The following is a 25,620-nucleotide window of genomic DNA, read 5'->3' as shown; positions in this document are numbered from 1 at the left end:
GATAACTTAGAAAAGGGCGTCCAACGGGGCGCCCTTTTTGCTGCAAGTGACCGATTTCTTTCAAAGAAATCGATTCCGGAAACTTTGAAAGTTTCCGGCTGCGGGGCATGTGTATACCATTGCATTCTGGTAAGCTATTGAATTAAAACAAAATATTGACCTTTTGGGGCATTTCAGCCATGTTGCGTTCAAACGGAGACCGCGCATGACCCCAATCACTGATCACCCCCTGCGATTTAAGCTCGCCAACGAGCTGCATGCGCGCCCGTTCCCGTCTTTCAACGCTCCGGCGACCGTTGCGTTCCTGGCGATCAAGAAAGAAGATCAAGCCGCAGGGCGGGATCGCGATGGGGATCTGGCGCATTTGATCGCTCTGCTGGACCGCTATGGCGCGCCACATCCGCAACCGGGGGCCACGCATTATTCCGGCACCATCGGCAAGCATAATATAAAGTGGGAGCAACATACTGAGTTCGTCACTTATACGATCTTTTCCGAAGGCCTGACGGATCGCCCATTTGACCCTGCTGCCTTTGAGGTGTTCCCGCATGACTGGCTGCAAGAGGCACCCGGCGTGCGCGTGACCTCTGCGCTTATTCGCGTTGAGGAAAAGGGCAAGGATGAGGATGTTCTGAATAACATGCGTGAATGGTTCGTGCCGGAAAGCATGGCCTGCAGCTTTGTTCTGGATGAATCCGCCGTCGTTGCTGGCGATTTCCGTGTCGATCCCGCCGGCCACTTGCGCTTTGCGATCTTTCCCAAAAAGGACTGCGGTCCTGGACGGATCGGGCGGGTCACCCAGCGGATCTGCGAGATCGAGACCTACAAAGCCATGTCGATGCTCGGGTTCTTTCGTGCGCGGGATATGGCAGGGCGGACAGGCCAGATTGAGGTCGAGCTGACGCGGCTCATGGATGACATGACAGGCAATGCCGAGGCGGAGAAGACGCTGGATGGCCTGCTCAGTATCTCTCAGGAGCTTGAGGCCGCGATTGCCCGCTCGTCCTATCGGTTTGGTGCGACCAAGGCCTATTCCGCGATTGTGAAGCAGCGGATCGACGTCCTGCGCGAGACGCCTTTCATGGCGCGTCAGAGCTTTGGTGAGTTCATGATGCGCCGCTTTGATCCTGCGATGCGCACGATTGAAGCCTCGCAAGACCGGCTTAATCAACTGGCAGACCGATCCATCCGCGCCAGTGAGTTGTTGCGGACAAAGGTCGATGTGGCGCGCTCGGAGCAGAACCAAGAGCTTTTAGCCAGCATGGACAAACGCGCGCATCTTGCGTTGCGCCTGCAAGAAACGGTTGAGGGGCTCTCGGTGGTCGCCATCAGTTACTACGCGGTGTCACTCGCGGGCTATTTGTTCATGCCGCTGGCTGGCGTCTTTGGGGTATCTAAAAGCGTGCTGATCGCGGGGCTGACCCTGCCGGTGATCGGCTTGGTCTGGTATCTTATCCGCCGGATCAAATCACGGCTGCACTAGGTATCAATCAGCGCCAGCAGATGGCCTGCCACATCCTTGCGGATATTGCGGCTTGCTTCGATGTAGAACTTGGCATTGGCCTGCAAAAGCTCGACTTCATCATCGCCCCAGAGGTCACAGAGCGCTTGGCCTAGAGCGTCCGCATCCGCGACCTCAAGGCTCGCTTCTTGCTCGGCCATATCCGCATAGGCCTGTGCGAAATTCGCATAAAGCGGGCCGTGCAGGATGGCGCAGCCCATATGGGCGGGCTCGTAAGGGTTATGCCCGCCGACAGGCACAAAAGAGCCACCCACGAAAACCAGATCCGTGAGGCTGTAAAACAGACCCGTCTCGCCTAACGTATCGGCCAGATAGATCTGAGTATCGTCAGTAATGGGCTCGCCCTTGCTGCGTTGCGCGAGGGGCCAGCCTTCTGCGCGTAGCATTTCAGCCAGTTCTGGGCCGCGTTCAGGATGGCGAGGCAGAAGGATCATCAAACCGTTTTCATGCTGCGACACGAACTGCCGATGGGCCTCGCTCATCAATTCTTCTTCACCCTCATGGGTGGAGCTAGCGAGCCAAAACGGGCGGTCGCCAATTGCGCGGGCCAGTCGGGCCTTTTCCAGATCATCAACGGGCAGGGGATCTGAGGATTTCTTGAGGTCTCCTGAAGTCACCACTTTCCACGGCTCTTGCACAAAGACCCGCAGGCCGTCGCGCACCGGATCGGTCTGACAGAGCATCAAAGTAAACCGCCCAAACAGCGCCCGCGCGAGGTCGCTCCGTTTGGCCCATGACGCAAGGGATTTTGCCGAGAGCCGTGCATTGATCAGCGCCAGAGGAATTTCGGCGTCGTGCACGCTCACGATCTGATGCGGCCAGATTTCGCTTTCGACAAATGTCACGAGGTCAGGCTGCCAATGTTCCAGAAAGCGTTTGGTGGCCGCTGGAGTGTCGAGCGGCGCGAATTGGTGGATGCAGCCTTCAGGCAGCCGTTTTGCCGCGAGTTCGGCCGCGGTGGTGGTCGTGGTCGTCAAAAGCACGGTCATCCGAGGCGCCTGTGCGCGCAGCTCTTTTAGAACGTCCAAAATCGACAGGGTTTCCCCGACGGACACCGCGTGGATCCACAAAAGCCGACCCAATGGGCGTTCGATGCTGGCAAAGCCCGCGCGCTCGTTCAGGCGGGCATTCGGAATACCTGCCTTCTGCAGCTTCTTGCGCTGCATACGATCCAGGATCGGTGACGCCATTTGCGCGCCCACCGTGTAGAGCCGGTAGAGCGTCGGGAGCGGCGCGGCCTCTTGGTCCGTCTTCATCCGCCGGTGTGGCTCATGTGGCGCGACATCTGACCGTCGATGCGTTGACGGGAATAGTCGAAATCATGGCCCTTTGGCTTTTTGCTGATCGCATCACGGATGGCCTCGCTGACCGGACCGTTGCTTTCCGACGCTCGCAGCGGTGCGCGCAGATCGACCATGTCTTCTTGACCGAGGCACATATAGAGCTGACCCGTACAGGTCAGGCGCACGCGATTGCAGCTTTCGCAGAAATTATGGGTCAGAGGAGTGATAAAGCCGATCTTTTGGCCAGTTTCTTCAAGGCGCACATAGCGGGCAGGGCCTCCGGTGCGTTCCGAGAGCTCTGTCAGCGAATATTGCTGGGCAAGCTGGCCACGTAGGTCTTCGAGTGACCAATATTGGCCCAGACGGTCTTCATTGCCGAGGTCGCCCATTGGCATGACTTCGATCCAGGTCAGATCCATATCGCGGCTCTTGCACCATTCGGTGATCGTGAAAAGCTCGCTGTCGTTGAAATCCTTCAGAGCGACGGCGTTGATCTTGACCCGCATGCCCGCATTCTGTGCCGCATCGATGCCGCGCAACACGTTGTCGAGCTTGCCCCAGCGGGTGATGGCCGCGAATTTATCGGGCACGATGGTATCAAGCGAGATGTTGATCCGTTTGACGCCATAAGACGCCAGCTTATCCGCAAAACGGTGCAACTGGCTGCCGTTCGTGGTCAGCGTCAGCTCTTTCAGAGCGCCGTTGTCCAGATGGCGCGACATGCCCTTAAAGAACGTCATGATATCGCGGCGCACCAAAGGCTCGCCACCGGTGATCCGCAGTTTCTCGACCCCCAGATCGACAAAGGCCGAACACATGCGGTCCAACTCCTCAAGCGTCAGCAAGTCGCGCTTGGGCAGAAAGGTCATGTCCTCGGCCATGCAATAGACACAGCGGAAATCACATCTGTCGGTCACAGAGACACGCAGATAGGTGATCGGGCGCATGAATGGGTCAATAAGCGGAGCTATCATGCCTGCAAACTATGCCTAAGCCCTTGGCGCTGCAAGGGGCTTCACCGACGCGTGACGCGTGATTTAGGACATATGACGTGCGGCTTCTTTGCGCGCCCAGGGTTTCATTTTCTCGCCATGGGTGTCGAGGAAGGCGCGGCTGCGGGCGGCATCGTGTCTTGAGAGGTCACGGACCCACCAGGCCACCGCCTTTTGGATGAACCAATCATGGTCGGAGGCGTAGCCTGCGGCCCAGCCAAGCACGCGGTCGCGGGTCTCTAGTTCGGCAGGTTTCGGGAAGTTCTGTTTGGTCCAGGGTAGGGTGATCACCAGCGCCGCGCGGCGGGTCCACATGTGGTCTGACTGCGTCCAGGCCTCGACCTGATCCACGCGGGTGGGGTCGGCCACAAGGCGCTTTTGGCCGGCCATACAGGCGTGATCGGCGATGGCCCAGCTGTCAAAATCGGGCACCCAGCTTTGGATCAGATCCCACGCGCCCGTGTCATCAGGTTTGATGCGCGCTTGGGTCAGGACTTTGGCGGCGGCAAGCCGTGCTTCAAAGATATCGGTCTGCCAAAGATCCGAGGCGAGCTGCACCCGTTCCTCGACCGTCAATCGCTGTCGCCAGCCTTTGGTGACGTCATTGGTCGCGGGGTTTGGGATGCCCCAGACCTCGCGGGTCTGTTTGTGATAGGCGGCCATGCCCTCGGCGCGACCGGGTTCGATATGCGCGCGTAGCTCGGCGATTGCCTCGTCTATGGTCACGTGATGATCCCTGTGGGTTTGCCATCGATGGTCTGCTGATTGCGCTTTTCCCAATAGGTTTGAACGCCGTCTGGGCCTTTGTCCTCGGCCCATTTTTTCAAGACATCTCGATCGCCCGCAAAGTTCATGAAGGGCACCGCGTAACCGCATGATTTCTGTACCATTTCTATGGTCACATCATAGATTTGACGTGCGCCGGGAGAGGGCGGGAAATCGGCGTTGAAACCGTCAAACTCTGCATCCCTTGGGTGCAAGGTCCGCGCCGTACCATAGGCCCGCAGGATCATCGGCAGTTTCTCAAATCCGCACCACATGAGCGTGATCCGATTGACCTCAGCCAGATGACCTGCGGTTTCATTGCCGCTTCCGGTCATGTTGCGCCAGATGATGTGGTTTGGGGTCAAAACGCGCAGGCTGTCCATGCCTTTGGGAGAAATATTCACCCGCCCATCTGTGGCAGCGGAACCGACAAAGAAAATGTGCTGCTGGCCGATGAACTTGATATGCGCATCGCTGAGTTCTGGATACTGCGTGCCCATGGCTAGGTCTCTTTCAACTGCGCCATGACCCAATCCGGGTCAGAGTGGCTGGGGAATACCGGATAGTGAACGGCGGTGATATTGCCGCCATCGATGATGAACGTCACACGTTTGGTGAGGCGTTTACCGTCGGCTTCGAAGGTCGGCAGGTTCAACGCTTCTATCAAAGCGAACCCAGCGTCGCTGATCACGGGGAAGGGCAGGTGGAGCCGTTCCGCCATTTCTTCCTGATAGGCCTTGTCCTGCGTGCTGAGACCAAAGACATCGGCCCCAAGCGCGTTTATTTCAGCGTTGTGATCGCGAAAAGAACAGGATTGCGGCGTGCAGCCCCGCGCGCCAGGGATCTCGTCCCAGCCGTCAGGCAGTGCGACGCCGGGCACGCCGGTCATGGGATAGCAATAGACCACTGTTTTGCGCGGCAGTTTAGAGAGGTTGACCGATCCGCCGCCGGTGGTCGGCAAGTCCAGATCAGGCAAGGGCATGCCTTCCAGATGCGCGCAGGCGCCGTCATCCTCGGGCGTGGGAAGATTGTCTGGCAAGGTTTCGTAAGAGGACATCAAGCTCTCCTTGGTCATGTCCTCGCCAGACTACGCATTGCCTGCGCGCCGTAAAGCCTATTCCACCGTCACCGATTTCGCCAAGTTGCGCGGCTGGTCCACGTCGGTGCCTTTGGACACGGCCGTGTGATAGGCCAAAAGCTGGGCCGGGATCGCATAGAGGATCGGGGTCAGGACAGGATCTGCATCGGGCATGGCGATGGCCTCCCATGTGCCTTCGCCACCTTCCATCAGGCCTTTGGAATCCGACACCAAGAGCACTTTCCCGTTACGGGCCATGACCTCTTGCATATTGGAGACCGTCTTATCAAAGAGCCCGTCGCGCGGGGCTAAAACCACCACGGGAACCTTCTTGTCGATTAGGGCGATGGGGCCGTGTTTCAGCTCTCCGGATGCATAAGCTTCGGCGTGTATATAGCTGATTTCTTTCAGTTTAAGCGCGCCTTCGTGCGCGAGTGGATACATCACGCCACGGCCCAAAAACAGGATGTCGCGGGCCTCGGCCAGCTTGCGCGAGATCTTTTCTGTGACTGCTTCGATGGTCAGCGCATGGTTCATGATGCCGGGCAAGGCGCGCAGTTCGGTCAAGAGTTCTTGGTAGCGCGCGTCCTCGATGGTGCCGCGGTCCTTGGCGGCCTTCAGCGCGAGGATCAGCAGAACGGTCAATTGGCAGGTGAAGGCTTTGGTCGAGGCCACGCCGATTTCGGTGCCTGCAAGGATCGGTAGGGCAACGTCAGATTCCCGCGCGATCGAGCTGGTTGCGACGTTGACGACCGACAGAATCTGTTCGGCCTTGCCCTCGCAATAGCGCAGTGCTGCGAGCGTGTCGGCGGTCTCGCCGGATTGGCTGACGAAAAGGGCTGCGGTGCCCTTGGTGATCACCGGATCGCGGTAGCGGAATTCCGAGGCCACGTCGATCTCGACCGGCAACTGCGCCAATTGTTCAAACCAATATTTGGCGGTCATACAGGCATAGAATGCCGTGCCGCAGGCCACCATGGTCAGGCGGTCGATTTTGGTGAAGTCGATCTCTGCAGGCAGAGCGATATCCGTTCCGTCTTGCGTCAGGTAATGGCTGATCGCCTCGCCGATGACGGTCGGCTGCTCGGCGATCTCCTTGGCCATAAAGTGTTTATAGCCGCCCTTATCGACCTGGGCTGAGTCGATGGCGATTTTCTTTTTGGCGCGATTGGCAAGGTCTCCGGCTTCGTTGCGGATCTCTAACGAGGTGCGGGTGAGGACCGCGCTGTCGCCTTCTTCAAGGTAGGTGATTTCATCGGTCAGAGGCGCAAGTGCAATCGCGTCAGAGCCGACAAACATCTCTCCGTCGCCGTGACCGATGGCCAGGGGCGAGCCTTTGCGGGCCGCGACGATCAGATCCTCTTCGCCTTCGAAAAGGAAGGCAAGCGCGAAGGCACCATCCAGCTTCGCGAGCGTCTTGTGGGCTGCGTCTACAGGCGCGTCGCCTGCGTCCATGTACATCTGCGTCAGCAGGGCGATGGTTTCAGTGTCGGTTTCCGTGGTGAAGCCATAGCCTGCGGCGGAAAGCTCTTCGCGCAGCTCGCGAAAGTTCTCGATGATACCGTTGTGGACAACAGCGACGGGGCCCGCCTGATGCGGGTGACAGTTATAGACCGATGGCGCGCCGTGCGTGGCCCAACGGGTATGGCCGATGCCGGATTTACCCGCCAATGGTTCATGCACCAAAAGGTCCGAGAGGTTCACCAGCTTGCCCACCGCGCGACGGCGATCCAGCGCGCCATCTTTGACGGTTGCGATGCCTGCGCTGTCATAGCCGCGATATTCAAGGCGTTTCAGCGCCTCGACCAGAATTGGGGCGGCTTCGTGATGCCCCAGAACGCCAACGATCCCACACATTATGATTTGTCCTTAGAAAGTTTGGCTTTCTTGGCGCGCAGCATCTCAAAAAGCTTGCGGGCCATGCCGGGTTTTTCAATTTGTTCGGCGCGGGCCAGTGCCAAGGCGCCGTCGCCTACGTTTTTGGTGATAACGGATCCAGAGGCCGTCATTGCCTCGTCTCCGACAGTGACGGGGGCCACCAGCATCGTGTTTGATCCAATAAAGGCGTTTTTGCCGATGGTGGTTTTGTGCTTCATCACGCCATCGTAGTTGCAGGTGATCGTGCCCGCTCCGATATTGGCCTTTTCGCCCACATGGGCGTCACCCACATAAGAGAGGTGATTGACCTTCGCACCCTCATCGATCTGCGCGTTCTTGACCTCGACGAAGTTGCCGATCTTGACGTCTTCAGCGAGTTCCGCGCCGGGGCGCAAGCGCGCATAGGGGCCAATGACTCCGCCGCGCGAGACATGCGCGCCCTCAAGATGGCTGAAGGCGCGGATATGAGCGCCGGATTCCACGGTGACTTCGGGGCCGAAGAAGACATTGGGTTCAATGACTGTATCGCGCCCAATAACCGTATCATGGGCCAGAAAGACAGTTGAGGGGTCGACCAAAGTCACCCCGTCCTCCATGGCCTCGGCACGGGCGCGCGCTTGAAAAGCGGCTTCCGCCTCGGCCAGATGTGCGCGGGAATTGACGCCCATGGTTTCCGCGACATCACAAGAGATCGCGGTGGAGGTCAGGCCCTTGTCGCGGGCAACTTCAACGATATCGGTGAGGTAGTATTCGCCAGAGGCGTTTTCAGAATTCGTCTCATCCAGCAGATCAAACAGTACATCGCCTTTGATCAGCATCACACCGCTGTTCATAAAATCAATCGCGCGGGTGGCGTCATCTGCGTCTTTGTATTCGGTGATTGCGGTGAGCGTCTTGCCCTCCATGACCAGACGGCCGTATTTTTCAGAGGTATCGTCGTTGAACCCCAGTACGACAATCGCGTGGTCTCCGCGCGCATCGACCATGCGCTCCAGCGTCTCAGGCTGCACAAAGGGCGTATCGCCATAGAGCACCATGACGTCGCCATCAAAGCCCGCCAGTGCCGCGCGCGTGACCATGACGGCGTGGCCCGTGCCGTTCTGCTCTTCCTGATGCACGACCTCGGCGACTTCGTCCCAGTCTTGAGCGGCTTTCTTCACCGCCTCAAACCCGTGCCCCGCGACCACAACGGTTTTCTCAGGCGAGAGCGACGCCCCGGATTTCATGGCGTGCACCAGCAAGGGCGCGCCCGCAATCTGATGCAAGACTTTCGGGAGATCCGAGTTCATCCGAGTGCCTTTCCCAGCGGCAAGGATGACCAGTGCAATAGACATTAAGATTTCTCTTTGTATTTCTAACCCGCTCGTTTTATCCGAGTGCGGGGGTCGTGCAAGTGGGGAAAGCATCAAAGATGTTTGCGACTTGTAACAGGGCTTGGCAGAAAACCGCCGCGCTTTGGGCCGATTGAGGGGGCAGCTATGCGCAAAACCGTTGTTTTCGATCTGGATGGGACGCTGGCGGACACTAGCGGCGACCTTTTGGCTGCAGCGAATTATTGCTTTCGCGACATGGGGTTAGGGGATGTTCTTTCTGTAGGTCGCGATGCGGGTGTTGCGTTGCGGGGTGGTAAGCGGATGTTGACCGTGGGCCTTGAGCGCACGGATCGTTACAGCCTTGAAACGGTAGAGGCGTACTACCCAGTGCTGCTGAAAGCCTATGGTGAGACAATTTGCGAGCATAGCTGGATTTACCCCGGCGCGATGGAAACAATCGAAGCGCTGAAGTCGCAAGGCTATGGCGTCGGGATTTGCACCAATAAGCCCGAGGGTCTGGCGGATCAGTTGCTGAAAGAACTGGGCGTGCGGGATGCATTTGAGGCGCTTGTGGGAGCAGATACGCTGCCCGTGCGCAAGCCTGATCCGGCCCCCTTGGTGGAAACCGTTGCGCGGCTGGGTGGAGAGATGCCGCATACGGTATTGGTGGGCGACAGCGATACGGATCGAAATACAGCCAAGGCTGCGGGCGTGCCTTCGATCCTCGTGACTTTTGGGCCGAGCGGCGAGGATATGGCTGCACTTGCACCGGAGGCGCTGATGTCTGATTACGCAGAGCTGCCCGAGATCGTAGAGCGCTTGATCGGTACGGCGTAACGCCTCTTGCCAATCCGCGCATGCCTTGAAAAAGTGACGCCATGACAGAGATCTTTACCGGCAATTTCACCCAACAAGAACCGATCCCTCAAGAAGGGATCGACGCCGCGATGGCTGTGCTGCAAAGCGGGCGGCTGCATCGTTACAATGTGGCCGAGGGCGAGCTGGGTGAGGTTTCGCTGCTTGAGCAAGAATTCGCGGCGCAGCTTGGGGTGAGCTATTGTCTGGCGGTGGCCTCTGGTGGCTATGCCATGGGCGCAGCCTTACGCGCGATGGAGGTCGGTCCAGGCGATAAGGTTCTGACCAATGCCTTTACGCTGGCGCCTGTGCCGGGTGCGATTGCCTCTGTTGGGGCGGTGCCGGTCTTTGTGGGCGTCACCGAGGAATTGGTCATTGATCTTGAGGACTTAGCGGCGAAAGCAGATCAGGCTGATGTGCTGATGTTGAGCCACATGCGCGGGCATCTCTGTGACATGGATGCTTTGATGGAGATCTGCGCGGCCAAGAAGATCCGCGTCATTGAAGATTGCGCACATACGATGGGGGCCTCTTGGCGCGGTAAAGCGTCTGGGCTTTGGGGCGATATGGCGTGCTACTCCACGCAGACCTATAAGCACGCCAACTCCGGCGAGGGTGGTTTGCTGGTGTCAGATGATGCCGACCTGATGGCGCGGGCGACGATCCTGAGCGGGTCTTACATGCTCTATGAGCGCCACGGGGCGGTGCCGCCTGCTGAGGTCTTTGAAAAGGTCAAATACACGACGCCGAATGTTTCGGGCCGAATGGATCATCTGAGAGCTGCGATCTTGCGGCCTCAACTGCAGGCCTTGCCCGAGCAGGCCGAGCGCTGGAATGCGCGCTATAAGGTGGTTGAGGCGGGGCTGCGCGAGACTCCTGGGCTGACAATCGTAGAGCGGCCGGAAGAGGAATATTTCGTTGGCTCGTCGATCCAGTTTCTACTACTCGATTGGACGGCGGACAAAGTGAATGAGGTCATAGACCGCTGTAAGGCGCGTGGGGTTGAGCTCAAGTGGTTCGGTGGGCGTGAGCCTGTCGCCTTTACCTCGCGCTATGATTCCTGGCGATATGCGCCGTCAGAGCCGATGACGCGCACGGATCGGGTTTTGGATGGCATTATCGATATGCGTATTCCTTTGACCTTTAGCGAAGAGGATTGTGCCTTGATTGCGCGGATCATCAAGGCAGAGGTCAGCGCGGTGTTTCAGGCGGGATAAGCCTGCGGCGCAGATATTTTTGGCAAGAGAAAGACAAAGCGTTTCGCGATTAACCTCAGACTCAGGTTGATTGGGAAACGTTCACAAAATCAATAGGTTACGAGCGTTTCGCGTCAAACTTGAGCGCCAAGTTTATCGCGAAACGCTTTAGGACGTCGCGTCGCAACATTTGCGGCGCGCTTGTCAGAGTGTTTGTCTTGTGGTTATAAATGAACAAATGTTCAATAAATGGATCAGCCCATGTTTTTGCACACGATGAAGTTTGACATGCCCGAGGATATCGAGGCGATCCGCGAGGTGACCCACCGATGGGCGCAGGAGCGGGTGAAGCCTTTGGCTGCCGAGATTGATGCGAGCAACGCCTTTCCCAATGAACTCTGGCGCGAAATGGGCGAGCTTGGGTTGCTGGGCGTCACGGTGGATGAGCAATACGGCGGCGCTGGCATGAGTTATTTGGCGCATGTGATCGTGGTGGAAGAGATCGCGCGGGCCTCGGCCTCGGTGTCTTTGTCCTATGGGGCACATAGCAACCTCTGTGTGAATCAGATTAAGCTCAACGGCACCGATGAGCAGCGGACGAAGTATCTGCCACGGCTGATTTCCGGCGAGCATGTTGGCGCGTTGGCAATGTCAGAGACGAGCGCGGGTTCAGATGTGGTGTCGATGAAGCTGCGGGCCGAGAAGCGCAATGACCGCTATGTGCTGAATGGCAATAAGTTCTGGATCACCAATGGGCCGGACGCAGATACTCTGGTGGTTTACGCCAAGACGGACCCCGATGCCGGGTCGCGCGGGATGACCGCCTTTCTGATTGAGAAAGAGATGAAGGGCTTCTCGACCTCCAAGCATTTCGACAAGCTGGGGATGCGCGGGTCCAATACGGCCGAGCTGATCTTTGAGGACGTTGAGGTGCCCTTTGAGAATGTCCTGGGCGAAGAAGGTAAAGGCGTTCAGGTGCTGATGTCAGGGCTGGATTATGAACGGGTGGTGCTGTCGGGCATTGGCACAGGGATTATGGCGGCCTGTTTGGATGAGGTGATGCCCTATTTGAAAGAGCGCAAGCAGTTCGGGAAGTCTCTGGGCGACTTCCAACTAATGCAGGGCAAGATCGCCGATATGTACACGGCGATGAATTCCTCGCGCGCCTATGTCTATGAGGTCGCCAAGGCCTGCGATCGAGGCGAGGTCACGCGGCAGGATGCGGCGGCTTGTGTTCTCTATGCCTCTGAGGAGGCCATGAAGGTTGCGCATCAGGCGGTGCAGGCCATGGGCGGCATGGGGTTCATGAATGAAACGCCCGTGAGCCGGATATTCCGTGATGCGAAGCTGATGGAGATCGGGGCTGGCACGTCTGAAATCCGCCGGATGCTGATTGGCCGCGAGTTGATGGGGAAGATGTGATGAAGCTCTCGTCTTCTGCAATTCCAAGCTCTGAGGGCTTTAAGGCCAATGTCGAAGGGCATCTGGCGGCACTCAAAGAGATTAATGATGTAGCGGCAGCGGCGGCCTTGGGCGGTGGTGAGAAATCCCGTCAGCGTCATCTGAGCCGAGGCAAGATGCTGCCACGTGAGCGGGTTGCGAATTTGCTGGATCCGGGGTCTCCGTTTCTGGAGGTCGGGGCGACGGCGGCGCATGGGATGTATGATGGTGCGGCACCTTGCGCTGGAGCTATTGCCGGTGTGGGCCGCGTGATGGGCCATGAGGTCATGGTGGTCTGTAATGATGCCACTGTGAAGGGCGGCACCTATTATCCGATGACGGTTAAGAAACATCTGCGGGCGCAGGAGATTGCCGAGGAATGTCGTCTGCCTTGCATCTATTTGGTGGACAGTGGTGGGGCGAACCTGCCCAATCAGGATGAGGTTTTCCCCGACCGCGATCACTTTGGGCGGATCTTTTACAATCAGGCGCGGATGAGCGCTAAGGGGATTGCTCAGATTGCGGTCGTTATGGGCTCTTGTACGGCGGGCGGCGCTTATGTGCCTGCGATGTCGGATGTCTCGATCATTGTGAAAGAGCAGGGAACGATTTTCCTTGCGGGGCCGCCTTTGGTGAAAGCCGCGACGGGTGAGGTGGTGAGTGCCGAGGATCTGGGCGGCGGGGACGTGCATACACGGCTCTCTGGCGTTGCGGATTATCTGGCAGAGGATGATGCCCATGCTTTGGCTTTGGCGCGCAGGGCTGTGGGTAATCTGAATATTGAAAAGCCCAAGACCGTGGCTTGGCAGAGCTCAGAGGAGCCTGCTTATGATCCTGCTGAGATCTTGGGTGTGGTGCCCACCGACCTGCGTCAGCCCTATGACATTCGCGAAGTGATCGCGCGTCTGGTCGACGGCTCGCGCTTTGATGAGTTCAAGCCGCGCTTTGGCGAGACTTTGGTGACGGGCTTTGCGCATGTGAAAGGATGCCCTGTTGGGATTGTTGCCAATAATGGGGTGCTGTTTTCAGAAAGCGCGCAGAAGGGTGCGCATTTCGTCGAGCTGTGCAGCCAACGCAATATACCACTGGTGTTTCTGCAGAATATCACGGGCTTTATGGTCGGGCGGAAATACGAGAACGAAGGTATTGCGCGCCATGGGGCCAAGATGGTGACGGCTGTGGCGACCACCAACGTGCCTAAGGTGACGATGCTGGTTGGGGGCTCTTTTGGGGCTGGCAACTATGGGATGTCGGGGCGGGCGTATTCTCCGCGCTTCTTGTGGAGCTGGCCGAATTCGCGGATTTCCGTGATGGGTGGGCCTCAGGCGGCGGGGGTTCTGGCCACCGTGAAGCGAGAGGCTATTGAGCGGTCAGGCGGAAGCTGGTCTGAGGCAGAGGAAGCCGAATTCAAACAGCCTACGATTGATATGTTTGAGGCGCAGGGCCACCCGCTCTATGCCTCGGCGCGCATGTGGGATGATGGGATCATTGATCCGCGCAAGAGCCGCGATGTTTTGGCGATGAGCCTGTCGGCGGCGCTTTGTGCGCCGATTGAAGAGACGAAGTTTGGTGTGTTCCGGATGTAAGGGGCGCTGCCCCCTTGGCCTGGCGGCCAATTCCCCCGGGATATTTGATGCAAGAGAAACGAGGTTCAGGTGATGTTTCAAAAGATCCTGATTGCCAATCGCGGAGAGATCGCTTGCCGCGTGATAGAGACCGCTCAGTCGAAGGGTGTGGCCTGTGTGGCGGTGCATTCGGATGTGGATGCGCGCGCGAAGCATGTGGCGATGGCGGATGAGGCGGTGAGCCTTGGCGGAGCTGCGCCTGCAGAGAGCTATTTGCGTGGGGATGCCATTATTGAGGCGGCGCTGGCCACGGGGGCAGAGGCTATTCATCCGGGCTATGGGTTTTTGTCGGAAAATCCTGAGTTTGTTGATGCGGTAGAGGCTGCGGGACTGGTGTTCATTGGGCCAAGCTCTACTGCGATCCGGGCTATGGGGCTTAAGGATGCGGCGAAGGCTTTGATGGTTGAGGCGGGTGTTCCTGTTGTGCCGGGGTATCATGGGGACAATCAGGATGCGGCTTTCTTGGCCGAGGAAGCCGCGCGCATTGGATATCCGGTTATGATCAAGGCTGTTGCTGGAGGTGGTGGCAAAGGGATGCGGATCGTTGAAACCGCGTCTGATTTTGCGGAGGCCTTGGCGAGTGCGCAGGGCGAGGCCATGACGGGCTTTGGCAATGCAGATGTTCTCATCGAGAAGTTCATCCAGAACCCGCGTCATATTGAAATTCAGGTGTTTGGAGACGGGACGCGTGCCGTGCATCTCTTTGAACGCGACTGTTCCTTGCAACGTCGTCACCAGAAGGTGCTTGAGGAAGCGCCAGCGCCTGGCATGACCGAAGAAGTGCGTGAAGCTATGGGGCAGGCGGCCGTCAGGGCTGCGGAGGCGATTGGCTATAAGGGCGCGGGTACTGTTGAGTTTATCGTGGACGGCTCGGACGGTCTTAGGGCGGATCGTTTCTGGTTTATGGAGATGAACACGCGCTTGCAGGTGGAGCATCCTGTGACTGAGGCCATTACGGGCGTGGATCTGGTGGAATGGCAGCTGCGCGTGGCCAGCGGGGAGCCGATCCCTATGGCGCAAGAGGATCTGACGATCACGGGACACAGTTTTGAGGCGCGCCTTTATGCGGAGGATGCGAACAATAATTTCTTGCCAGCGATTGGCCGGATTTCGCACCTGAAGTTCTCGGACGGCTGTCGCGCGGACAGTGGTGTGCGGGCCGGAGATGAGATCTCGCCTTTCTATGATCCGATGGTGGCAAAGTTGATCACCCATGGGGCGACGCGCGAGATTGCGCTTGCCAAGATGCGCCGTGCGCTGGGCGAGACCGAGCTTGCTGGGACAGTGACGAACCTCGGGTTTTTGGCAAAACTGGCTGCTCATGAGGGGTTTTCCAAAGGTGAGGTCGACACGGGCCTGATCGCGCGGGACTATGACCAACTGATCGCAGCACAGGGTGTCACATCTTTGATTGTTGCGCAGGCCGGGTTGTTTGCGGTTCTGCCATCTTTGACCCCAGAAAGCGGGTTCTCGCTTTGGGGCGCTCTGCGCCAAAGCTTTGATCTGTCGCTTGAGGAAGAGGTCTATCCCGTTGCTGTCGAGGTACATAGCCCGTCCCATATTGCGGTCCAAGCGCTGGGCGACACCTTTGAGTTTGGCTGCGCGGCGGGAGTATGGACTTGTGACGGGCAGCCTGTTCATGCGCATGCGGCGGAGCGGCGTGTAATTACAGTCTTTGCGGGTCAAAGCGTGGCGTTTCAGGTCGTTGATCCTTTGGATTGTCAGACCGATGCCGATGCTGCAGGGAATTCTGTGGCCGCTCCGATGCCGGGCGTGGTCAAGGCGCTCTTCGTTAAGCCCGGCGATGTGGTCAAGAAAGGCGACCGGCTTGCGGTGCTCGAGGCCATGAAGATGGAGCACGCTTTGCTTGCTGGCATGGATAGTGTGGTGTCTGAAGTACCTTGTTCGGAAGGGGCTCAGGTCAATGCGGGCGATGTTCTGATCCTAATGGAAGAGGGCGCCGAATGATCACTCTGCATCATATTCCTTACTCGCGCTCGATGCGCATTATGTGGCTGCTGGAAGAAATGGGGCTCGACTATGATGTCGAGACCTACGCGATCACGGATGGATCCCTGCGCGATCCGGCCTATCTCGCAAAATCCCCGGGTGGTCGTGCGCCTGCGTTAGAGATCGACGGGCAGGTGATTTTTGAAAGCCCCGCTATCACCGAATACCTTTGTGAAACGCGGCCGGAGCACGCATTGGGACGTCTGGCCGGAGAGGCTGAGCGCATCGCCTTTCTTCAGTGGCTGTCTTATGCGGAAACCCAGGCCAGCACGATTGCGTCCTTGAATTTGCAGATGGTGTTCTTACGCCCGCCTGCCAAAGCTTCGCCAGTCGTTCTAAAGCTCGAAGTCGCTCGGCTAAAGGCGTCTGTGAAGGTTATTGAGGCAGCTTTGGATGGGCAGGACTGGCTGTTGCCAAGCGGCTTTTCGGCGGCGGATACTATGCTGGGGTTTAACCTTTTCGCTGTGCCATTCTTTGTCGACCTCGCGCCATTTCCAAACGTGCGCGCCTATATCGACCGCATTGAGGCGCGCCCCGCCTATCAATCCGTATTGGCCAAAGAAGGGCCGCAAAACTTCTATGCGCAGGATTTTTATCCTGTTCCCGAGGTTTAGATGTCTGAGTTTGTTGAGATATTCGAGGTGGGCCCGCGCGATGGTCTGCAGAACGAAAAACAACAGATCGCAACGGCGGACAAGATTGCGCTGGTCGATCGCCTAAGCTCTGCCGGGTTTCGTCGCATCGAAGTGGCGAGTTTTGTGTCCCCGAAATGGGTGCCTCAGATGGCGGATTCTGCGGATGTTTTGGCGGGTATCACGCGGGCAAATGGCGTGTCCTATGCGGCGCTGACTCCCAACATGCGCGGGTTTGACGGCGCGGTTGCGGCCAAAGCGGATGAAATCGCGATTTTTGGCTCGGCGTCTGAGGGGTTCTCAAAGGCCAATATCAACGCCAGCATCGAAGAAAGCCTCGCACGATTTGCACAAGTCGCTGAGGCGGCCAAAGCGCAGGGCATCCCGGTGCGCGGCTATGTAAGCTGCGTTTCGGATTGCCCCTATGACGGGCCCGTCGCGCCAGAGCAGGTTGCGAAGGTCGCGCGGGATCTGTTTGACATGGGCTGCTATGAGATCTCGCTGGGTGACACAATCGGACAAGCCACGCCCGAGCGGATTACCGCGATGCTGAAGGTGGTGAGCCAAGAGGTTCCGGTCGAAAAACTCGCAGGCCATTATCACGACACATCCGGTCGTGCGTTGGTCAATATCGAGGCGTCGCTGGATCAAGGCCTTCGCGTCTTTGATGCGGCGGTCGGTGGGCTAGGGGGCTGCCCTTATGCGCCGGGCGCCGCGGGTAATGTTGCTACCGAAGGGGTTCAGGCACGGCTTGAGGCTTTGGGGTATGACACCGGTTTAGATGCCGACGTTCTGGCAAAAGCGGCTGACATGGCACGGGCCATGCGCACAGGAGAATAAAATGAGCGCGTTTCAAACAATTCGGATGGAGACTGACTCGCGCGGCGTGGCGACGCTTTTGTTGAACCGAGCGGAAAAGCACAATGCGCTTTCGGCCCTGATGATCCAAGAGTTGACGGAAGCGGCAAGGCAATTGGGGCAGGACGCGGATGTTCGGGTCGTTGTGCTGAAGGGGGCCGGCAAGAGTTTCTGCGCAGGCGGTGATCTTGGCTGGATGCAAGAACAGATGGCGGCGGATGCCGAGACCCGTGCGCGCGAAGCCAAAGCGCTCGCAATGATGCTCAATGCTTTAAACACACTGCCCAAACCTTTGATCGGCTGTATTGAAGGCAATGCCTTTGGCGGCGGCGTTGGGATGGCCTCGGTCTGTGATGTGGCGATTGCGGTTGAGGGGATCAAAATGGGTCTCACTGAGACGCGACTTGGTTTGATCCCGGCCACCATCGGCCCCTATGTCCTCGCCCGTATGGGAGAGGCCAATGCGCGACGCGTGTTCATGTCGGCGCGTCTGTTTGATGCAGGCGAGGCAAAAGAGCTTGGGTTGCTCGCCAAGGTGGTGGCCAAAGACGAGATCGATGCGGCCGTTGAGGCCGAGATTTTGCCATACCTGAGCGCTGCACCTGAAGCCGTTGCGCGGGCCAAACGTCTGGCCCTCGCACTTGGGGGTAACATCACCGAAGAGACCATCGATCACAGCATTTCCGAGCTGGTTTCATGCTGGGAAACCGAGACCGCGAAGGAAGGCGTTTCTGCGTTTTTTGAAAAGCGGAAACCGCGTTGGGTTTCTTAGAAAATTAGTCAACAAGACCGTGGAAAAATAATTTACAATCCCGCTCTGATGACTGGCCTTTCAACGCGCGTTTTCTGCACCCGTAGAAATACTATGTTTTTAAGGCGATTTTGCTGGCTTCTTGAGGAAATCTGCCTTTCCCAAAGGCCGATCACCTCACCGCCGCCCGCAGGACGCTCAGCGCATATCTAGTGTGGGTTTACAAATGGTTCACAATTTAAGGTGAGAAAGCGCCCTTTTGGTTGACCACGCAAGAGGGCACAGGTAAACCCACGATGATTGATACAGCCATCTAGACTGCACGCTGCTGTGCATGAAAGGAGCCACCCTGTGGAAGAGATGCTGAGGGAGTACCTCCCGATCCTCGTGTTTCTGGCCATCGCCATTGCACTTGGCCTTGTTCTTATTCTCGCCGCTGTTGTTGTTGCCGTTCGAAATCCCGACCCTGAAAAAGTCAGCGCTTACGAGTGTGGTTTCAACGCGTTTGACGATGCGCGGATGAAGTTCGACGTCCGGTTCTATCTGGTCTCGATCCTCTTCATCATCTTCGATCTCGAGATCGCGATGCTCTTCCCTTGGGCTGTGGCCTTTAAGGACATCTCGATGGTCGGCTTCTGGTCGATGATGGTGTTCCTGGGCGTTCTGACAATTGGCTTTGCCTATGAGTGGAAGAAGGGGGCCTTGGAATGGGAGTAGTGACAGGTGCGAACTCTGCGGGTGCTGACAAAGAAGTCGCGACGCAGGCTCTGAATGCCGAGCTACAGGACAAGGGCTTTCTGCTGACCTCGACCGAGGACATTATCAACTGGGCCCGGACCGGCTCGCTGCACTGGATGACCTTTGGTCTGGCGTGCTGTGCTGTGGAAATGATCCAGCTGTCGATGCCGCGTTACGATCTGGAACGCTTTGGCACCGCGCCGCGCGCGTCTCCGCGTCAGTCGGATTTGATGATCGTGGCCGGAACCCTGACCAACAAAATGGCCCCTGCGCTGCGCAAGGTCTATGACCAGATGCCAGAGCCGCGTTATGTGATTTCCATGGGATCTTGCGCGAATGGTGGTGGCTACTATCACTATTCCTATTCGGTTGTGCGCGGCTGCGACCGGGTTGTTCCTGTCGACGTCTATGTACCAGGCTGCCCTCCGACAGCGGAAGCACTGCTTTACGGGATCCTGCAGTTGCAACGTAAGATCCGCCGCACAGGGACTTTGGTACGATGAGTGAAGCACTGAACGAACTGGGCGCTCTGATCGAGGCCAAACGTACCGATTGCGTCCTGGCGTGGGACGTCAGCTTCGGCGAGCTGAACATTGACGTGGCCCCAAGCAACCTCTTGGCCTTTGTCGAGTTCCTGAAAACCGAGCCGACCTGCAAATTCTCGACCCTGATCGACATTACCGCTGTGGACTATCCAGAGCGGGCGAAACGCTTTGACGTGGTCTATCACTTCCTGTCCATGCACCAGAACCAACGGGTGCGCTTGCGGGTCTCGATCCGCGAAGAGGATATGGTGCCGTCTATCGTACCTGTCCATGCAGGCGCGAATTGGTTTGAACGCGAAGTCTTTGATATGTTTGGGATTATCTTCACAGATCACCCAGACCTGCGCCGCCTGCTTACTGACTATGGGTTCCGTGGCCATCCGTTGCGCAAAGACTTCCCAACCACTGGATACACGGAAGTGCGTTACGACGAAGAGCTCAAGCGTGTTGTCTATGAGCCGGTGAGCCTGACGCAAGAATACCGTCAGTTTGATTTCATGTCCCCTTGGGAGGGCGCGAATTACATCCTGCCGGGTGACGAAAAGCAGGAGGAGGCGAAATGATGGACGGCTCCAAGTTTGACGACGGCAGCGTAGACGCGCTGCAGGGCGAACAGAAAATCCGCAACTTTAACATCAACTTCGGCCCGCAGCACCCTGCGGCGCACGGCGTGTTGCGTCTGGTTCTGGAACTGGACGGCGAGATCGTAGAACGCTGCGACCCGCACGTCGGCCTGCTGCACCGTGGCACCGAAAAGCTGATGGAAAGCCGCACCTATTTGCAGAACCTGCCGTATTTTGACCGGCTGGATTATGTGGCGCCGATGAATCAGGAACACGCCTGGTGTCTGGCCATTGAAAAGCTGACAGGTACCGAGGTGCCGCGTCGCGCCCAGCTGATCCGCGTTTTGTTCTGCGAAATCGGTCGTGTTCTCAACCACTTGATGAACGTCACCACCCAAGCGATGGACGTCGGCGCGCTGACCCCGCCGCTCTGGGGCTTTGAAGACCGCGAAGAGCTGATGATCTTTTACGAACGGGCCTGTGGCGCGCGTCTGCACGCGAACTACTTCCGTCCCGGCGGCGTGCATCAGGACATCACCGACAAGCTCTTGGACGATATCGAGGAATGGGCGATTACCTTCCCAGCGCGTCTGGACAATATCGATGGGCTGTTGACCGAAAACCGGATCTTTAAGCAGCGTAACGTTGATATCGCCGTCGTGGATCAGGAAACCGTGCTGCAATATGGCTTCTCTGGCGTCATGGCACGCTCTGCTGGCCTTGCGTGGGACCTGCGTCGTGCACAGCCTTATGAGTGCTACGACGAGTTCGAGTTCCAGATCCCTGTGGGCAAGAACGGCGACTGCTATGACCGTTACCTTATGCGTATGGAAGAAATGCGCCAGTCTGTATCGATCATCCGCCAAGCTATCGTGAAACTGCGCGAAGCCACCGGCGACGTGTTGGCGCGGGGCAAGCTGACGCCACCAAAACGGTCTGATATGAAGACCTCGATGGAGAGCCTCATCCATCACTTCAAGCTTTACACCGAAGGCTTCCACGTCCCTGCGGGCGAGGTCTATGCTGCGGTTGAAGCACCGAAAGGTGAGTTTGGCGTTTATCTGGTCGCCGACGGCACAAACCAGCCCTATCGCGCCAAGATCCGCGCGCCGGGATATGCGCATTTGCAGGCCTGTGACCACCTGTCCAAAGGCCACCAGCTGGCTGATGTGGCCGCGATCATCGGCACCATGGATATCGTTTTTGGGGAGATTGACCGTTAATGCTGCGTCGTCTTTATCACGAACAACCTGAAAGCTTTGCCTTCACAGCCGCCAATCAGGCCTGGGCCGAAGCGCAGATGACTAAGTATCCTGAGGGTCGCCAAGCCTCTGCCGTGATCCCACTTTTGTGGCGCGCGCAGGAGCAAGAGGGCTGGCTGTCTAAGCCAGCCATCGAGGCGGTCGCGGATCTCTTGGGCATGGCCTATATCCGTGTGCTTGAGGTCGCGTCCTTCTACTTTATGTTCCAACTGCAACCTGTTGGTTCCGTTGCGCATTTGCAGATTTGCGGCACGACGTCCTGCATGATCTGCGGCGCCGAAGATCTGATCGCAGTTTGCAAAGAAAAGATCGCCGAACGCCCGCATGAGCTGTCTGCAGATGGCAAGTTTTCATGGGAAGAGGTCGAATGCCTTGGCGCCTGTGCAAACGCTCCAATGGCGCAGATCGGCAAGGACTACTACGAAGACCTGACGGCTGCACGCCTTGGCGAAATGATCGACGAAATGGCACGTGGCGAGGTTCCGGTCCCGGGTCCTCAGAACGGTCGCTACGCGGCAGAGCCTCTGAACGGGTTAACCTCTTTGGGTGAGTTTGACTCTGGCAAAACCAAGTACAACGCGTCTGCACAACTGGCGACCGATTTGGGCGACAGCATCAAGCGGATCGATGGCACTGAGGTGCCTTTGACCACGCCTTGGATTGGCAAAGACGGCAAAGTCGCGGGTCGCGATGCGGCGGATCCGACGCCCGCGGCGGCAGAACGTCCGAAGTCAGCCGCGCAGCAAGGCCAAAAACCTGCCAAGAAAGCACCTGCAAAGAAAGCCGCGCCCAAGGCCGAGAAAGCCGCCGCAGGGGCTACCGAGGTTAAGGAAAAAGCACCGCGCCGCATGAAAGCTGCGCGCAAAGCCGGTGCAGACGATCTGAAACAATTGAAAGGTGTGGGACCAAAGCTTGAGCAGACGCTCAACGAGCTTGGCTTCTATCACTTTGACCAAATTGCAAAATGGACCGAGGCCGAAGTGGCGTGGGTCGACTCTCGCTTGAAATTCAAAGGTCGCATTGAACGCGATGGTTGGATCGAGCAAGCCAAGATTTTGGCAGAGGGTGGAGAGACCGAGTTCTCTAAGAAAGTATCTAAAGGTGACGTCTACTAAGTGACTAATAAGACAGGGTAAAAGGAGCTAGACATGGCAAACGGAAACGGAAATTCAACGCATAGCATTCTTCGATGGGTCATCGCCATCGGGGTGTTTTTGATCGTTTACTTCGTTGCCGAAGACGCCATGGCGTGGCTTCTGGCCGTGATCTTAGGTCTGATTGCTGGTTTCATAGCTTATTGGCTGATCGGCTTTTTGCTTGGCGGTGATGATGTGCCTGCTGCGACCTCGACCCCAGCGGCAGATCCCGCACCTGCGCCAGCGCCTGTGGCGGAACCTGTTGCAGAAGCCGCGCCTGAGCCAGAAGCGGCTCCCGAACCAGCGCCCGAGCCAGAGGCTGCGGAGCCAGAGGCAGCACCTGAGCCGGTCGCAGAGCCTGAGCCTGCCGCCGAAGCTGAACCAGAGGCCGCGCCTGAACCTGCCGCCGAGGCACCTGCTGAGGCAAGCGATAGCCCAGAAGTTCTGGATGGGCCGAAAGGCGGCGTCGCGGATGATCTGAAAATGATCAAAGGCGTGGGCCCAGGTCTTGAGAAAACACTGAATGAACTTGGCATTTACCATTTCTCACAGATCGCGGCCTGGGGCCCGTCTGACATCGAATGGGTCGATGCACGCCTCAAGTTCAAAGGCCGGATCACGCGGGACGATTGGGTGTCGCAGGCCAAGGACATGGCGAAGTAAAACAGAACATGTCAGGGCGCGGATCGTCGCGCCTTGATGCAACACGAGGGACGAGATGGAGCGCGAGAAGGACACAGCCATGGCACGCAAGGGACGTACAGTCAGCCTTGTGATCGCCGGAACGCTGATTGTCTGGATGCTTCTTCAAGTCATCGGGCCAATGGTCGGACTGGCGGGGCGCTATGCGCTCTTGTTCGATTTCGCGGCCTTAGCGGCGCTCATCTGGGCGTTTGTGAATATTTATCAGATCTGGCGCATGCGTCAGGCAGAAAAAGGGTAGACCGGATGCTCAAGGATCAAGACCGCATCTTTACCAACCTTTACGGTATGCACGAGCGCACGCTTGCGGGCGCGAAGCAGCGTGGCCATTGGGACGGCACGGCGGGGATCATTGAAAAGGGTCGTGACTGGATCATCGACACGATGAAGGCCTCTGGTCTGCGCGGTCGCGGCGGCGCGGGTTTCCCGACAGGCCTTAAGTGGTCCTTCATGCCCAAGGAAAGCGACGGTCGTCCGGCCTATCTGGTCGTGAACGCCGATGAATCCGAGCCTGGCACCTGTAAAGACCGCGAGATCATGCGCCATGATCCGCATACGCTGATTGAAGGCTGTCTGATCGCCTCTTTCGCGATGCAGGCGCATACCTGCTATATCTATCTGCGCGGCGAATATATCCGCGAGCGCGAGGCGCTGCAGATCGCTATTGATGAGGCCTATGACGCGGGTCTGTTGGGTCGCAATGCCGCTGGTTCCGGCTGGGATTTCGATATCTTCCTGCATCACGGGGCTGGCGCTTATATCTGCGGTGAAGAAACCGCGCTGATTGAGAGCCTTGAGGGCAAAAAAGGCATGCCGCGCATGAAACCGCCGTTTCCGGCGGGGGCTGGGCTTTATGGCTGTCCGACCACCGTGAACAACGTGGAATCCATCGCCGTTGTGCCGACGATCCTGCGCCGTGGCGGCGAGTGGTTCGCGGGCTTTGGCCGCCCGAACAATGCGGGCACTAAGCTCTTTGCGATCTCGGGCCATGTGAACAACCCGTGCGTCGTCGAAGAGGCTATGTCGATCACTTTTGAAGAGCTGATCGAAAAGCATTGCGGCGGAATCCGGGGCGGTTGGAACAATCTGAAAGCGGTTATTCCGGGTGGCTCGTCCGTGCCTTGTGTGCGCGGCGAGAACATGCGCGACGCAATCATGGATTTCGACTACCTGCGCAACGATCTGGGCTCGGGCCTTGGCACCGCAGCGGTTATTGTCATGGACAATGACACCGACATCATCAAAGCGATCTGGCGTTTGTCGAAATTCTATAAACACGAGAGCTGCGGTCAGTGTACGCCCTGCCGCGAAGGCACCGGCTGGATGATGCGCGTGATGGATCGTCTGGTGCAGGGCAATGCGGATCCAGAAGAAATCGACATGCTGTGGGATGTGACCAAACAGGTTGAAGGCCACACCATCTGTGCTCTTGGCGATGCGGCGGCTTGGCCGATCCAGGGCCTCATCCGCAACTTCCGCGATGAGATCGAAGACCGCATCAAGGCACAGCAAAAGGGTCGCCGTTCGGCGATCGCTGCCGAGTAAGGAGAAACCCCATGCGGACGTCCTCATACGTAACCTTCGGCCTCTGCGCCGCTTTGGCTCTGACTGCGATGTCAGGCTGTAGCCGTCTTAAGAAAGACGACGGCTTGCGTTTTGATGGCGAGCGTATGCGGATTAGCGCCAAGCGGATTGATAAAGACGACCGCACGTTTTTCACCGTGACCGCCGGTCCTGTGTCGCGCTCGCTTGAGGGCGCGAAAGGGGCTGCGCATTATGGTGGCACCGAATACTGCATTGAGAACTTCGGCACCTCGACCATCAAATGGGACGTTGATCCCCTGAGCGAAGAGGCCGCCACCCAAGTTAATCGCGACAGCCTGATCTTAAAGGGGCAGTGCCGTCCGTGAGACTGATTGTTTCATATCCTGGGTCAATCCTTGCCGACACTGGGCAATTCCGCGCCGAAATGGGCGGGAATAGCTCGTGTTATTGCATAACAGCGCCCGATTTTTCCTTTGGAAATGGGCCTTCGCGCATAGTGAAGCGCGGGGCATTTGCCATGGAAGGAGAAAACACATGCGCATGATGTTGATTGCAGGATTTGTCGTTGCGGCAGGCGCGGCTCAGGCGAAGCAGGATCTGAAAGATGTTCCATCCGTCTGGAACGGTCTGTTGAACATCGGGATCGCCAATGAGATCCGCGAGACATGCCCGTCGATTTCCGCACGGATGGTGCGGGCGGCTCTGCGTCTGAACTCTATTCAGAACGAAGCAGAGGGCATGGGCTATAGCCAGGCTGAAATCGATGCCTTTCGCAAAAGCGAGGCCAATAAGGCCGCGATGCGGGCCGAGGGCGAAGCCTACATGAAGAACAACGGTGTCGTTAAAGGCGACGCGGAAACCTATTGCGCGCTTGGGCGTGCTGAAATCGCAAAATCCAGCCAAATCGGCAGGCTGTTAAGGGCCAACTGAG

General features: G+C 57.7%; 26 protein-coding genes. 19 read left to right on the top strand and 7 right to left on the bottom strand.

What is annotated here, in order from left to right:
- Positions 1-205: 205 nt before the first annotated feature.
- The gene (locus tag HZ995_RS15675) at positions 206-1,483 is read left to right on the top strand and encodes a DUF3422 family protein (RefSeq protein ID WP_209356584.1); all 1,278 of its coding nucleotides are present in this window, start codon (positions 206-208) and stop codon (positions 1,481-1,483) included.
- Here the strand turns inward: HZ995_RS15675 and HZ995_RS15670 are convergent.
- From HZ995_RS15670 to glmU, 7 genes are all read right to left on the bottom strand, one after another.
- Positions 1,480-2,778: a 3-deoxy-D-manno-octulosonic acid transferase gene (locus HZ995_RS15670; RefSeq protein ID WP_209356583.1), complete on the bottom strand. Its 1,299-nt coding sequence runs from the start codon at positions 2,776-2,778 to the stop codon at positions 1,480-1,482. The two genes, HZ995_RS15675 and HZ995_RS15670, sit on opposite strands and share 4 nt — an antisense overlap.
- On the bottom strand, positions 2,775-3,779 hold the full coding sequence (gene moaA, locus HZ995_RS15665) for a GTP 3',8-cyclase MoaA (RefSeq protein ID WP_209356582.1): 1,005 nt from the start codon (positions 3,777-3,779) through the stop codon (positions 2,775-2,777). Before moaA ends, HZ995_RS15670 begins: the two co-directional genes overlap by 4 nt.
- Before the next feature lie 63 nt (positions 3,780-3,842).
- The gene (locus tag HZ995_RS15660; RefSeq protein ID WP_209356581.1) at positions 3,843-4,523 is read right to left on the bottom strand and encodes a DNA alkylation repair protein; all 681 of its coding nucleotides are present in this window, start codon (positions 4,521-4,523) and stop codon (positions 3,843-3,845) included.
- Positions 4,520-5,062: a pyridoxamine 5'-phosphate oxidase family protein gene (locus HZ995_RS15655; protein WP_209356580.1), complete on the bottom strand. Its 543-nt coding sequence runs from the start codon at positions 5,060-5,062 to the stop codon at positions 4,520-4,522. The genes HZ995_RS15660 and HZ995_RS15655 overlap by 4 nt, the downstream gene beginning before the upstream one ends.
- Positions 5,063-5,064: 2 nt before the next feature.
- Positions 5,065-5,619 (bottom strand): peroxiredoxin, encoded by a 555-nt coding sequence (locus HZ995_RS15650; RefSeq protein WP_209356579.1) that lies wholly within the window; start codon positions 5,617-5,619, stop codon positions 5,065-5,067.
- A 57-nt stretch (positions 5,620-5,676) separates the two neighbouring features.
- Positions 5,677-7,497: a glutamine--fructose-6-phosphate transaminase (isomerizing) gene (glmS, locus tag HZ995_RS15645; RefSeq protein ID WP_209356578.1), complete on the bottom strand. Its 1,821-nt coding sequence runs from the start codon at positions 7,495-7,497 to the stop codon at positions 5,677-5,679.
- Positions 7,497-8,852 (bottom strand): bifunctional UDP-N-acetylglucosamine diphosphorylase/glucosamine-1-phosphate N-acetyltransferase GlmU, encoded by a 1,356-nt coding sequence (gene glmU / locus HZ995_RS15640; RefSeq protein ID WP_209356577.1) that lies wholly within the window; start codon positions 8,850-8,852, stop codon positions 7,497-7,499. The genes glmS and glmU overlap by 1 nt, the downstream gene beginning before the upstream one ends.
- 144 nt (positions 8,853-8,996) lie before the next feature.
- Here glmU and HZ995_RS15635 point away from each other — a divergent pair, with 144 nt between their 5' ends.
- From HZ995_RS15635 to HZ995_RS15550, 18 genes are all read left to right on the top strand, one after another.
- Positions 8,997-9,668 carry an HAD-IA family hydrolase gene (locus tag HZ995_RS15635; protein WP_209356576.1) on the top strand — a complete coding sequence of 224 codons (672 nt, stop codon included), beginning with the start codon at positions 8,997-8,999 and terminating at the stop codon, positions 9,666-9,668.
- Positions 9,669-9,709: 41 nt separating this feature from the next.
- Entirely contained in the window at positions 9,710-10,903 is a 1,194-nt protein-coding gene (locus HZ995_RS15630; RefSeq protein ID WP_209356575.1) for a DegT/DnrJ/EryC1/StrS family aminotransferase, read from the top strand.
- A gap of 240 nt (positions 10,904-11,143) precedes the next feature.
- Positions 11,144-12,304 carry an isovaleryl-CoA dehydrogenase gene (locus HZ995_RS15625; RefSeq protein ID WP_209356574.1) on the top strand — a complete coding sequence of 387 codons (1,161 nt, stop codon included), beginning with the start codon at positions 11,144-11,146 and terminating at the stop codon, positions 12,302-12,304.
- Positions 12,304-13,908 carry a carboxyl transferase domain-containing protein gene (locus HZ995_RS15620; protein ID WP_209356573.1) on the top strand — a complete coding sequence of 535 codons (1,605 nt, stop codon included), beginning with the start codon at positions 12,304-12,306 and terminating at the stop codon, positions 13,906-13,908. Before HZ995_RS15625 ends, HZ995_RS15620 begins: the two co-directional genes overlap by 1 nt.
- Positions 13,909-13,980: 72 nt before the next feature.
- Positions 13,981-15,915, top strand: a complete 1,935-nt coding sequence (locus HZ995_RS15615; protein WP_209356572.1) for an acetyl-CoA carboxylase biotin carboxylase subunit — start codon at positions 13,981-13,983, stop codon at positions 15,913-15,915.
- Positions 15,912-16,571: a glutathione S-transferase family protein gene (locus HZ995_RS15610; protein WP_209356571.1), complete on the top strand. Its 660-nt coding sequence runs from the start codon at positions 15,912-15,914 to the stop codon at positions 16,569-16,571. The genes HZ995_RS15615 and HZ995_RS15610 overlap by 4 nt, the downstream gene beginning before the upstream one ends.
- Positions 16,572-17,429 carry a hydroxymethylglutaryl-CoA lyase gene (locus tag HZ995_RS15605; protein ID WP_209356570.1) on the top strand — a complete coding sequence of 286 codons (858 nt, stop codon included), beginning with the start codon at positions 16,572-16,574 and terminating at the stop codon, positions 17,427-17,429. It abuts the gene before it with no gap.
- Position 17,430: 1 nt separating this feature from the next.
- Entirely contained in the window at positions 17,431-18,219 is a 789-nt protein-coding gene (locus tag HZ995_RS15600) for a crotonase/enoyl-CoA hydratase family protein (protein WP_209356569.1), read from the top strand.
- Positions 18,220-18,549: 330 nt separating this feature from the next.
- The gene (locus HZ995_RS15595) at positions 18,550-18,915 is read left to right on the top strand and encodes an NADH-quinone oxidoreductase subunit A (protein ID WP_209356568.1); all 366 of its coding nucleotides are present in this window, start codon (positions 18,550-18,552) and stop codon (positions 18,913-18,915) included.
- Positions 18,906-19,439, top strand: a complete 534-nt coding sequence (locus HZ995_RS15590; RefSeq protein ID WP_245168688.1) for a NuoB/complex I 20 kDa subunit family protein — start codon at positions 18,906-18,908, stop codon at positions 19,437-19,439. Before HZ995_RS15595 ends, HZ995_RS15590 begins: the two co-directional genes overlap by 10 nt.
- Positions 19,436-20,044, top strand: coding sequence for an NADH-quinone oxidoreductase subunit C (locus tag HZ995_RS15585; RefSeq protein ID WP_209356567.1), 609 nt, complete (start codon positions 19,436-19,438; stop codon positions 20,042-20,044). The genes HZ995_RS15590 and HZ995_RS15585 overlap by 4 nt, the downstream gene beginning before the upstream one ends.
- Positions 20,044-21,267 (top strand): NADH-quinone oxidoreductase subunit D, encoded by a 1,224-nt coding sequence (locus HZ995_RS15580; protein ID WP_209358293.1) that lies wholly within the window; start codon positions 20,044-20,046, stop codon positions 21,265-21,267. The genes HZ995_RS15585 and HZ995_RS15580 overlap by 1 nt, the downstream gene beginning before the upstream one ends.
- On the top strand, positions 21,267-22,421 hold the full coding sequence (locus HZ995_RS15575; RefSeq protein ID WP_209356566.1) for an NADH-quinone oxidoreductase subunit E: 1,155 nt from the start codon (positions 21,267-21,269) through the stop codon (positions 22,419-22,421). Before HZ995_RS15580 ends, HZ995_RS15575 begins: the two co-directional genes overlap by 1 nt.
- 33 nt (positions 22,422-22,454) lie before the next feature.
- Positions 22,455-23,105 carry an NADH:ubiquinone oxidoreductase gene (locus HZ995_RS15570; RefSeq protein WP_209356565.1) on the top strand — a complete coding sequence of 217 codons (651 nt, stop codon included), beginning with the start codon at positions 22,455-22,457 and terminating at the stop codon, positions 23,103-23,105.
- Positions 23,106-23,160: 55 nt separating this feature from the next.
- Positions 23,161-23,385 carry a DUF5337 domain-containing protein gene (locus HZ995_RS15565; RefSeq protein ID WP_209356564.1) on the top strand — a complete coding sequence of 75 codons (225 nt, stop codon included), beginning with the start codon at positions 23,161-23,163 and terminating at the stop codon, positions 23,383-23,385.
- Between the two features lie 5 nt (positions 23,386-23,390).
- Positions 23,391-24,689: an NADH-quinone oxidoreductase subunit NuoF gene (gene nuoF, locus HZ995_RS15560; protein ID WP_209356563.1), complete on the top strand. Its 1,299-nt coding sequence runs from the start codon at positions 23,391-23,393 to the stop codon at positions 24,687-24,689.
- A gap of 11 nt (positions 24,690-24,700) precedes the next feature.
- Positions 24,701-25,054 carry a hypothetical protein gene (locus tag HZ995_RS15555; protein ID WP_209356562.1) on the top strand — a complete coding sequence of 118 codons (354 nt, stop codon included), beginning with the start codon at positions 24,701-24,703 and terminating at the stop codon, positions 25,052-25,054.
- 169 nt (positions 25,055-25,223) lie between these two features.
- A complete protein-coding gene (locus HZ995_RS15550) occupies positions 25,224-25,619 on the top strand; it encodes a DUF5333 domain-containing protein (protein WP_209356561.1) in 396 nt (131 codons plus the stop codon).
- Position 25,620 lies beyond the last annotated feature (1 nt).

This window comes from Cognatishimia activa (assembly GCF_017798205.1).
In the GTDB taxonomy this organism is placed as follows: domain Bacteria; phylum Pseudomonadota; class Alphaproteobacteria; order Rhodobacterales; family Rhodobacteraceae; genus Cognatishimia; species Cognatishimia activa_A.
The sequence above is the reverse complement of the archived record's forward strand: the minus strand, read 5'-3'. Positions and strand labels throughout refer to the sequence as shown.

What these genes read in the sequence shown, in the direction of transcription:
- HZ995_RS15605 (WP_209356570.1), top strand. Translation starts at nt 16,572, where the DNA reads ATGTCTGAGTTTGTTGAGATATTCGAGGTGGGCCCGCGCGATGGTCTG.
- HZ995_RS15635 (WP_209356576.1), top strand. Translation starts at nt 8,997, where the DNA reads ATGCGCAAAACCGTTGTTTTCGATCTGGATGGGACGCTGGCGGACACT.
- HZ995_RS15615 (WP_209356572.1), top strand. Translation starts at nt 13,981, where the DNA reads ATGTTTCAAAAGATCCTGATTGCCAATCGCGGAGAGATCGCTTGCCGC.
- HZ995_RS15555 (WP_209356562.1), top strand. Translation starts at nt 24,701, where the DNA reads ATGCGGACGTCCTCATACGTAACCTTCGGCCTCTGCGCCGCTTTGGCT.
- HZ995_RS15550 (WP_209356561.1), top strand. Translation starts at nt 25,224, where the DNA reads ATGCGCATGATGTTGATTGCAGGATTTGTCGTTGCGGCAGGCGCGGCT.
- HZ995_RS15620 (WP_209356573.1), top strand. Translation starts at nt 12,304, where the DNA reads ATGAAGCTCTCGTCTTCTGCAATTCCAAGCTCTGAGGGCTTTAAGGCC.
- HZ995_RS15655 (WP_209356580.1), bottom strand. Translation starts at nt 5,062, where the DNA reads ATGGGCACGCAGTATCCAGAACTCAGCGATGCGCATATCAAGTTCATC.
- HZ995_RS15650 (WP_209356579.1), bottom strand. Translation starts at nt 5,619, where the DNA reads ATGTCCTCTTACGAAACCTTGCCAGACAATCTTCCCACGCCCGAGGAT.
- HZ995_RS15575 (WP_209356566.1), top strand. Translation starts at nt 21,267, where the DNA reads ATGCTGCGTCGTCTTTATCACGAACAACCTGAAAGCTTTGCCTTCACA.
- HZ995_RS15570 (WP_209356565.1), top strand. Translation starts at nt 22,455, where the DNA reads ATGGCAAACGGAAACGGAAATTCAACGCATAGCATTCTTCGATGGGTC.
- HZ995_RS15670 (WP_209356583.1), bottom strand. Translation starts at nt 2,778, where the DNA reads ATGAAGACGGACCAAGAGGCCGCGCCGCTCCCGACGCTCTACCGGCTC.
- HZ995_RS15565 (WP_209356564.1), top strand. Translation starts at nt 23,161, where the DNA reads ATGGAGCGCGAGAAGGACACAGCCATGGCACGCAAGGGACGTACAGTC.
- HZ995_RS15590 (WP_245168688.1), top strand. Translation starts at nt 18,906, where the DNA reads ATGGGAGTAGTGACAGGTGCGAACTCTGCGGGTGCTGACAAAGAAGTC.
- HZ995_RS15610 (WP_209356571.1), top strand. Translation starts at nt 15,912, where the DNA reads ATGATCACTCTGCATCATATTCCTTACTCGCGCTCGATGCGCATTATG.
- nuoF (WP_209356563.1), top strand. Translation starts at nt 23,391, where the DNA reads ATGCTCAAGGATCAAGACCGCATCTTTACCAACCTTTACGGTATGCAC.
- glmU (WP_209356577.1), bottom strand. Translation starts at nt 8,852, where the DNA reads ATGTCTATTGCACTGGTCATCCTTGCCGCTGGGAAAGGCACTCGGATG.
- HZ995_RS15585 (WP_209356567.1), top strand. Translation starts at nt 19,436, where the DNA reads ATGAGTGAAGCACTGAACGAACTGGGCGCTCTGATCGAGGCCAAACGT.
- HZ995_RS15580 (WP_209358293.1), top strand. Translation starts at nt 20,044, where the DNA reads ATGGACGGCTCCAAGTTTGACGACGGCAGCGTAGACGCGCTGCAGGGC.
- HZ995_RS15625 (WP_209356574.1), top strand. Translation starts at nt 11,144, where the DNA reads ATGTTTTTGCACACGATGAAGTTTGACATGCCCGAGGATATCGAGGCG.
- moaA (WP_209356582.1), bottom strand. Translation starts at nt 3,779, where the DNA reads ATGATAGCTCCGCTTATTGACCCATTCATGCGCCCGATCACCTATCTG.
- HZ995_RS15600 (WP_209356569.1), top strand. Translation starts at nt 17,431, where the DNA reads ATGAGCGCGTTTCAAACAATTCGGATGGAGACTGACTCGCGCGGCGTG.
- glmS (WP_209356578.1), bottom strand. Translation starts at nt 7,497, where the DNA reads ATGTGTGGGATCGTTGGCGTTCTGGGGCATCACGAAGCCGCCCCAATT.
- HZ995_RS15630 (WP_209356575.1), top strand. Translation starts at nt 9,710, where the DNA reads ATGACAGAGATCTTTACCGGCAATTTCACCCAACAAGAACCGATCCCT.
- HZ995_RS15675 (WP_209356584.1), top strand. Translation starts at nt 206, where the DNA reads ATGACCCCAATCACTGATCACCCCCTGCGATTTAAGCTCGCCAACGAG.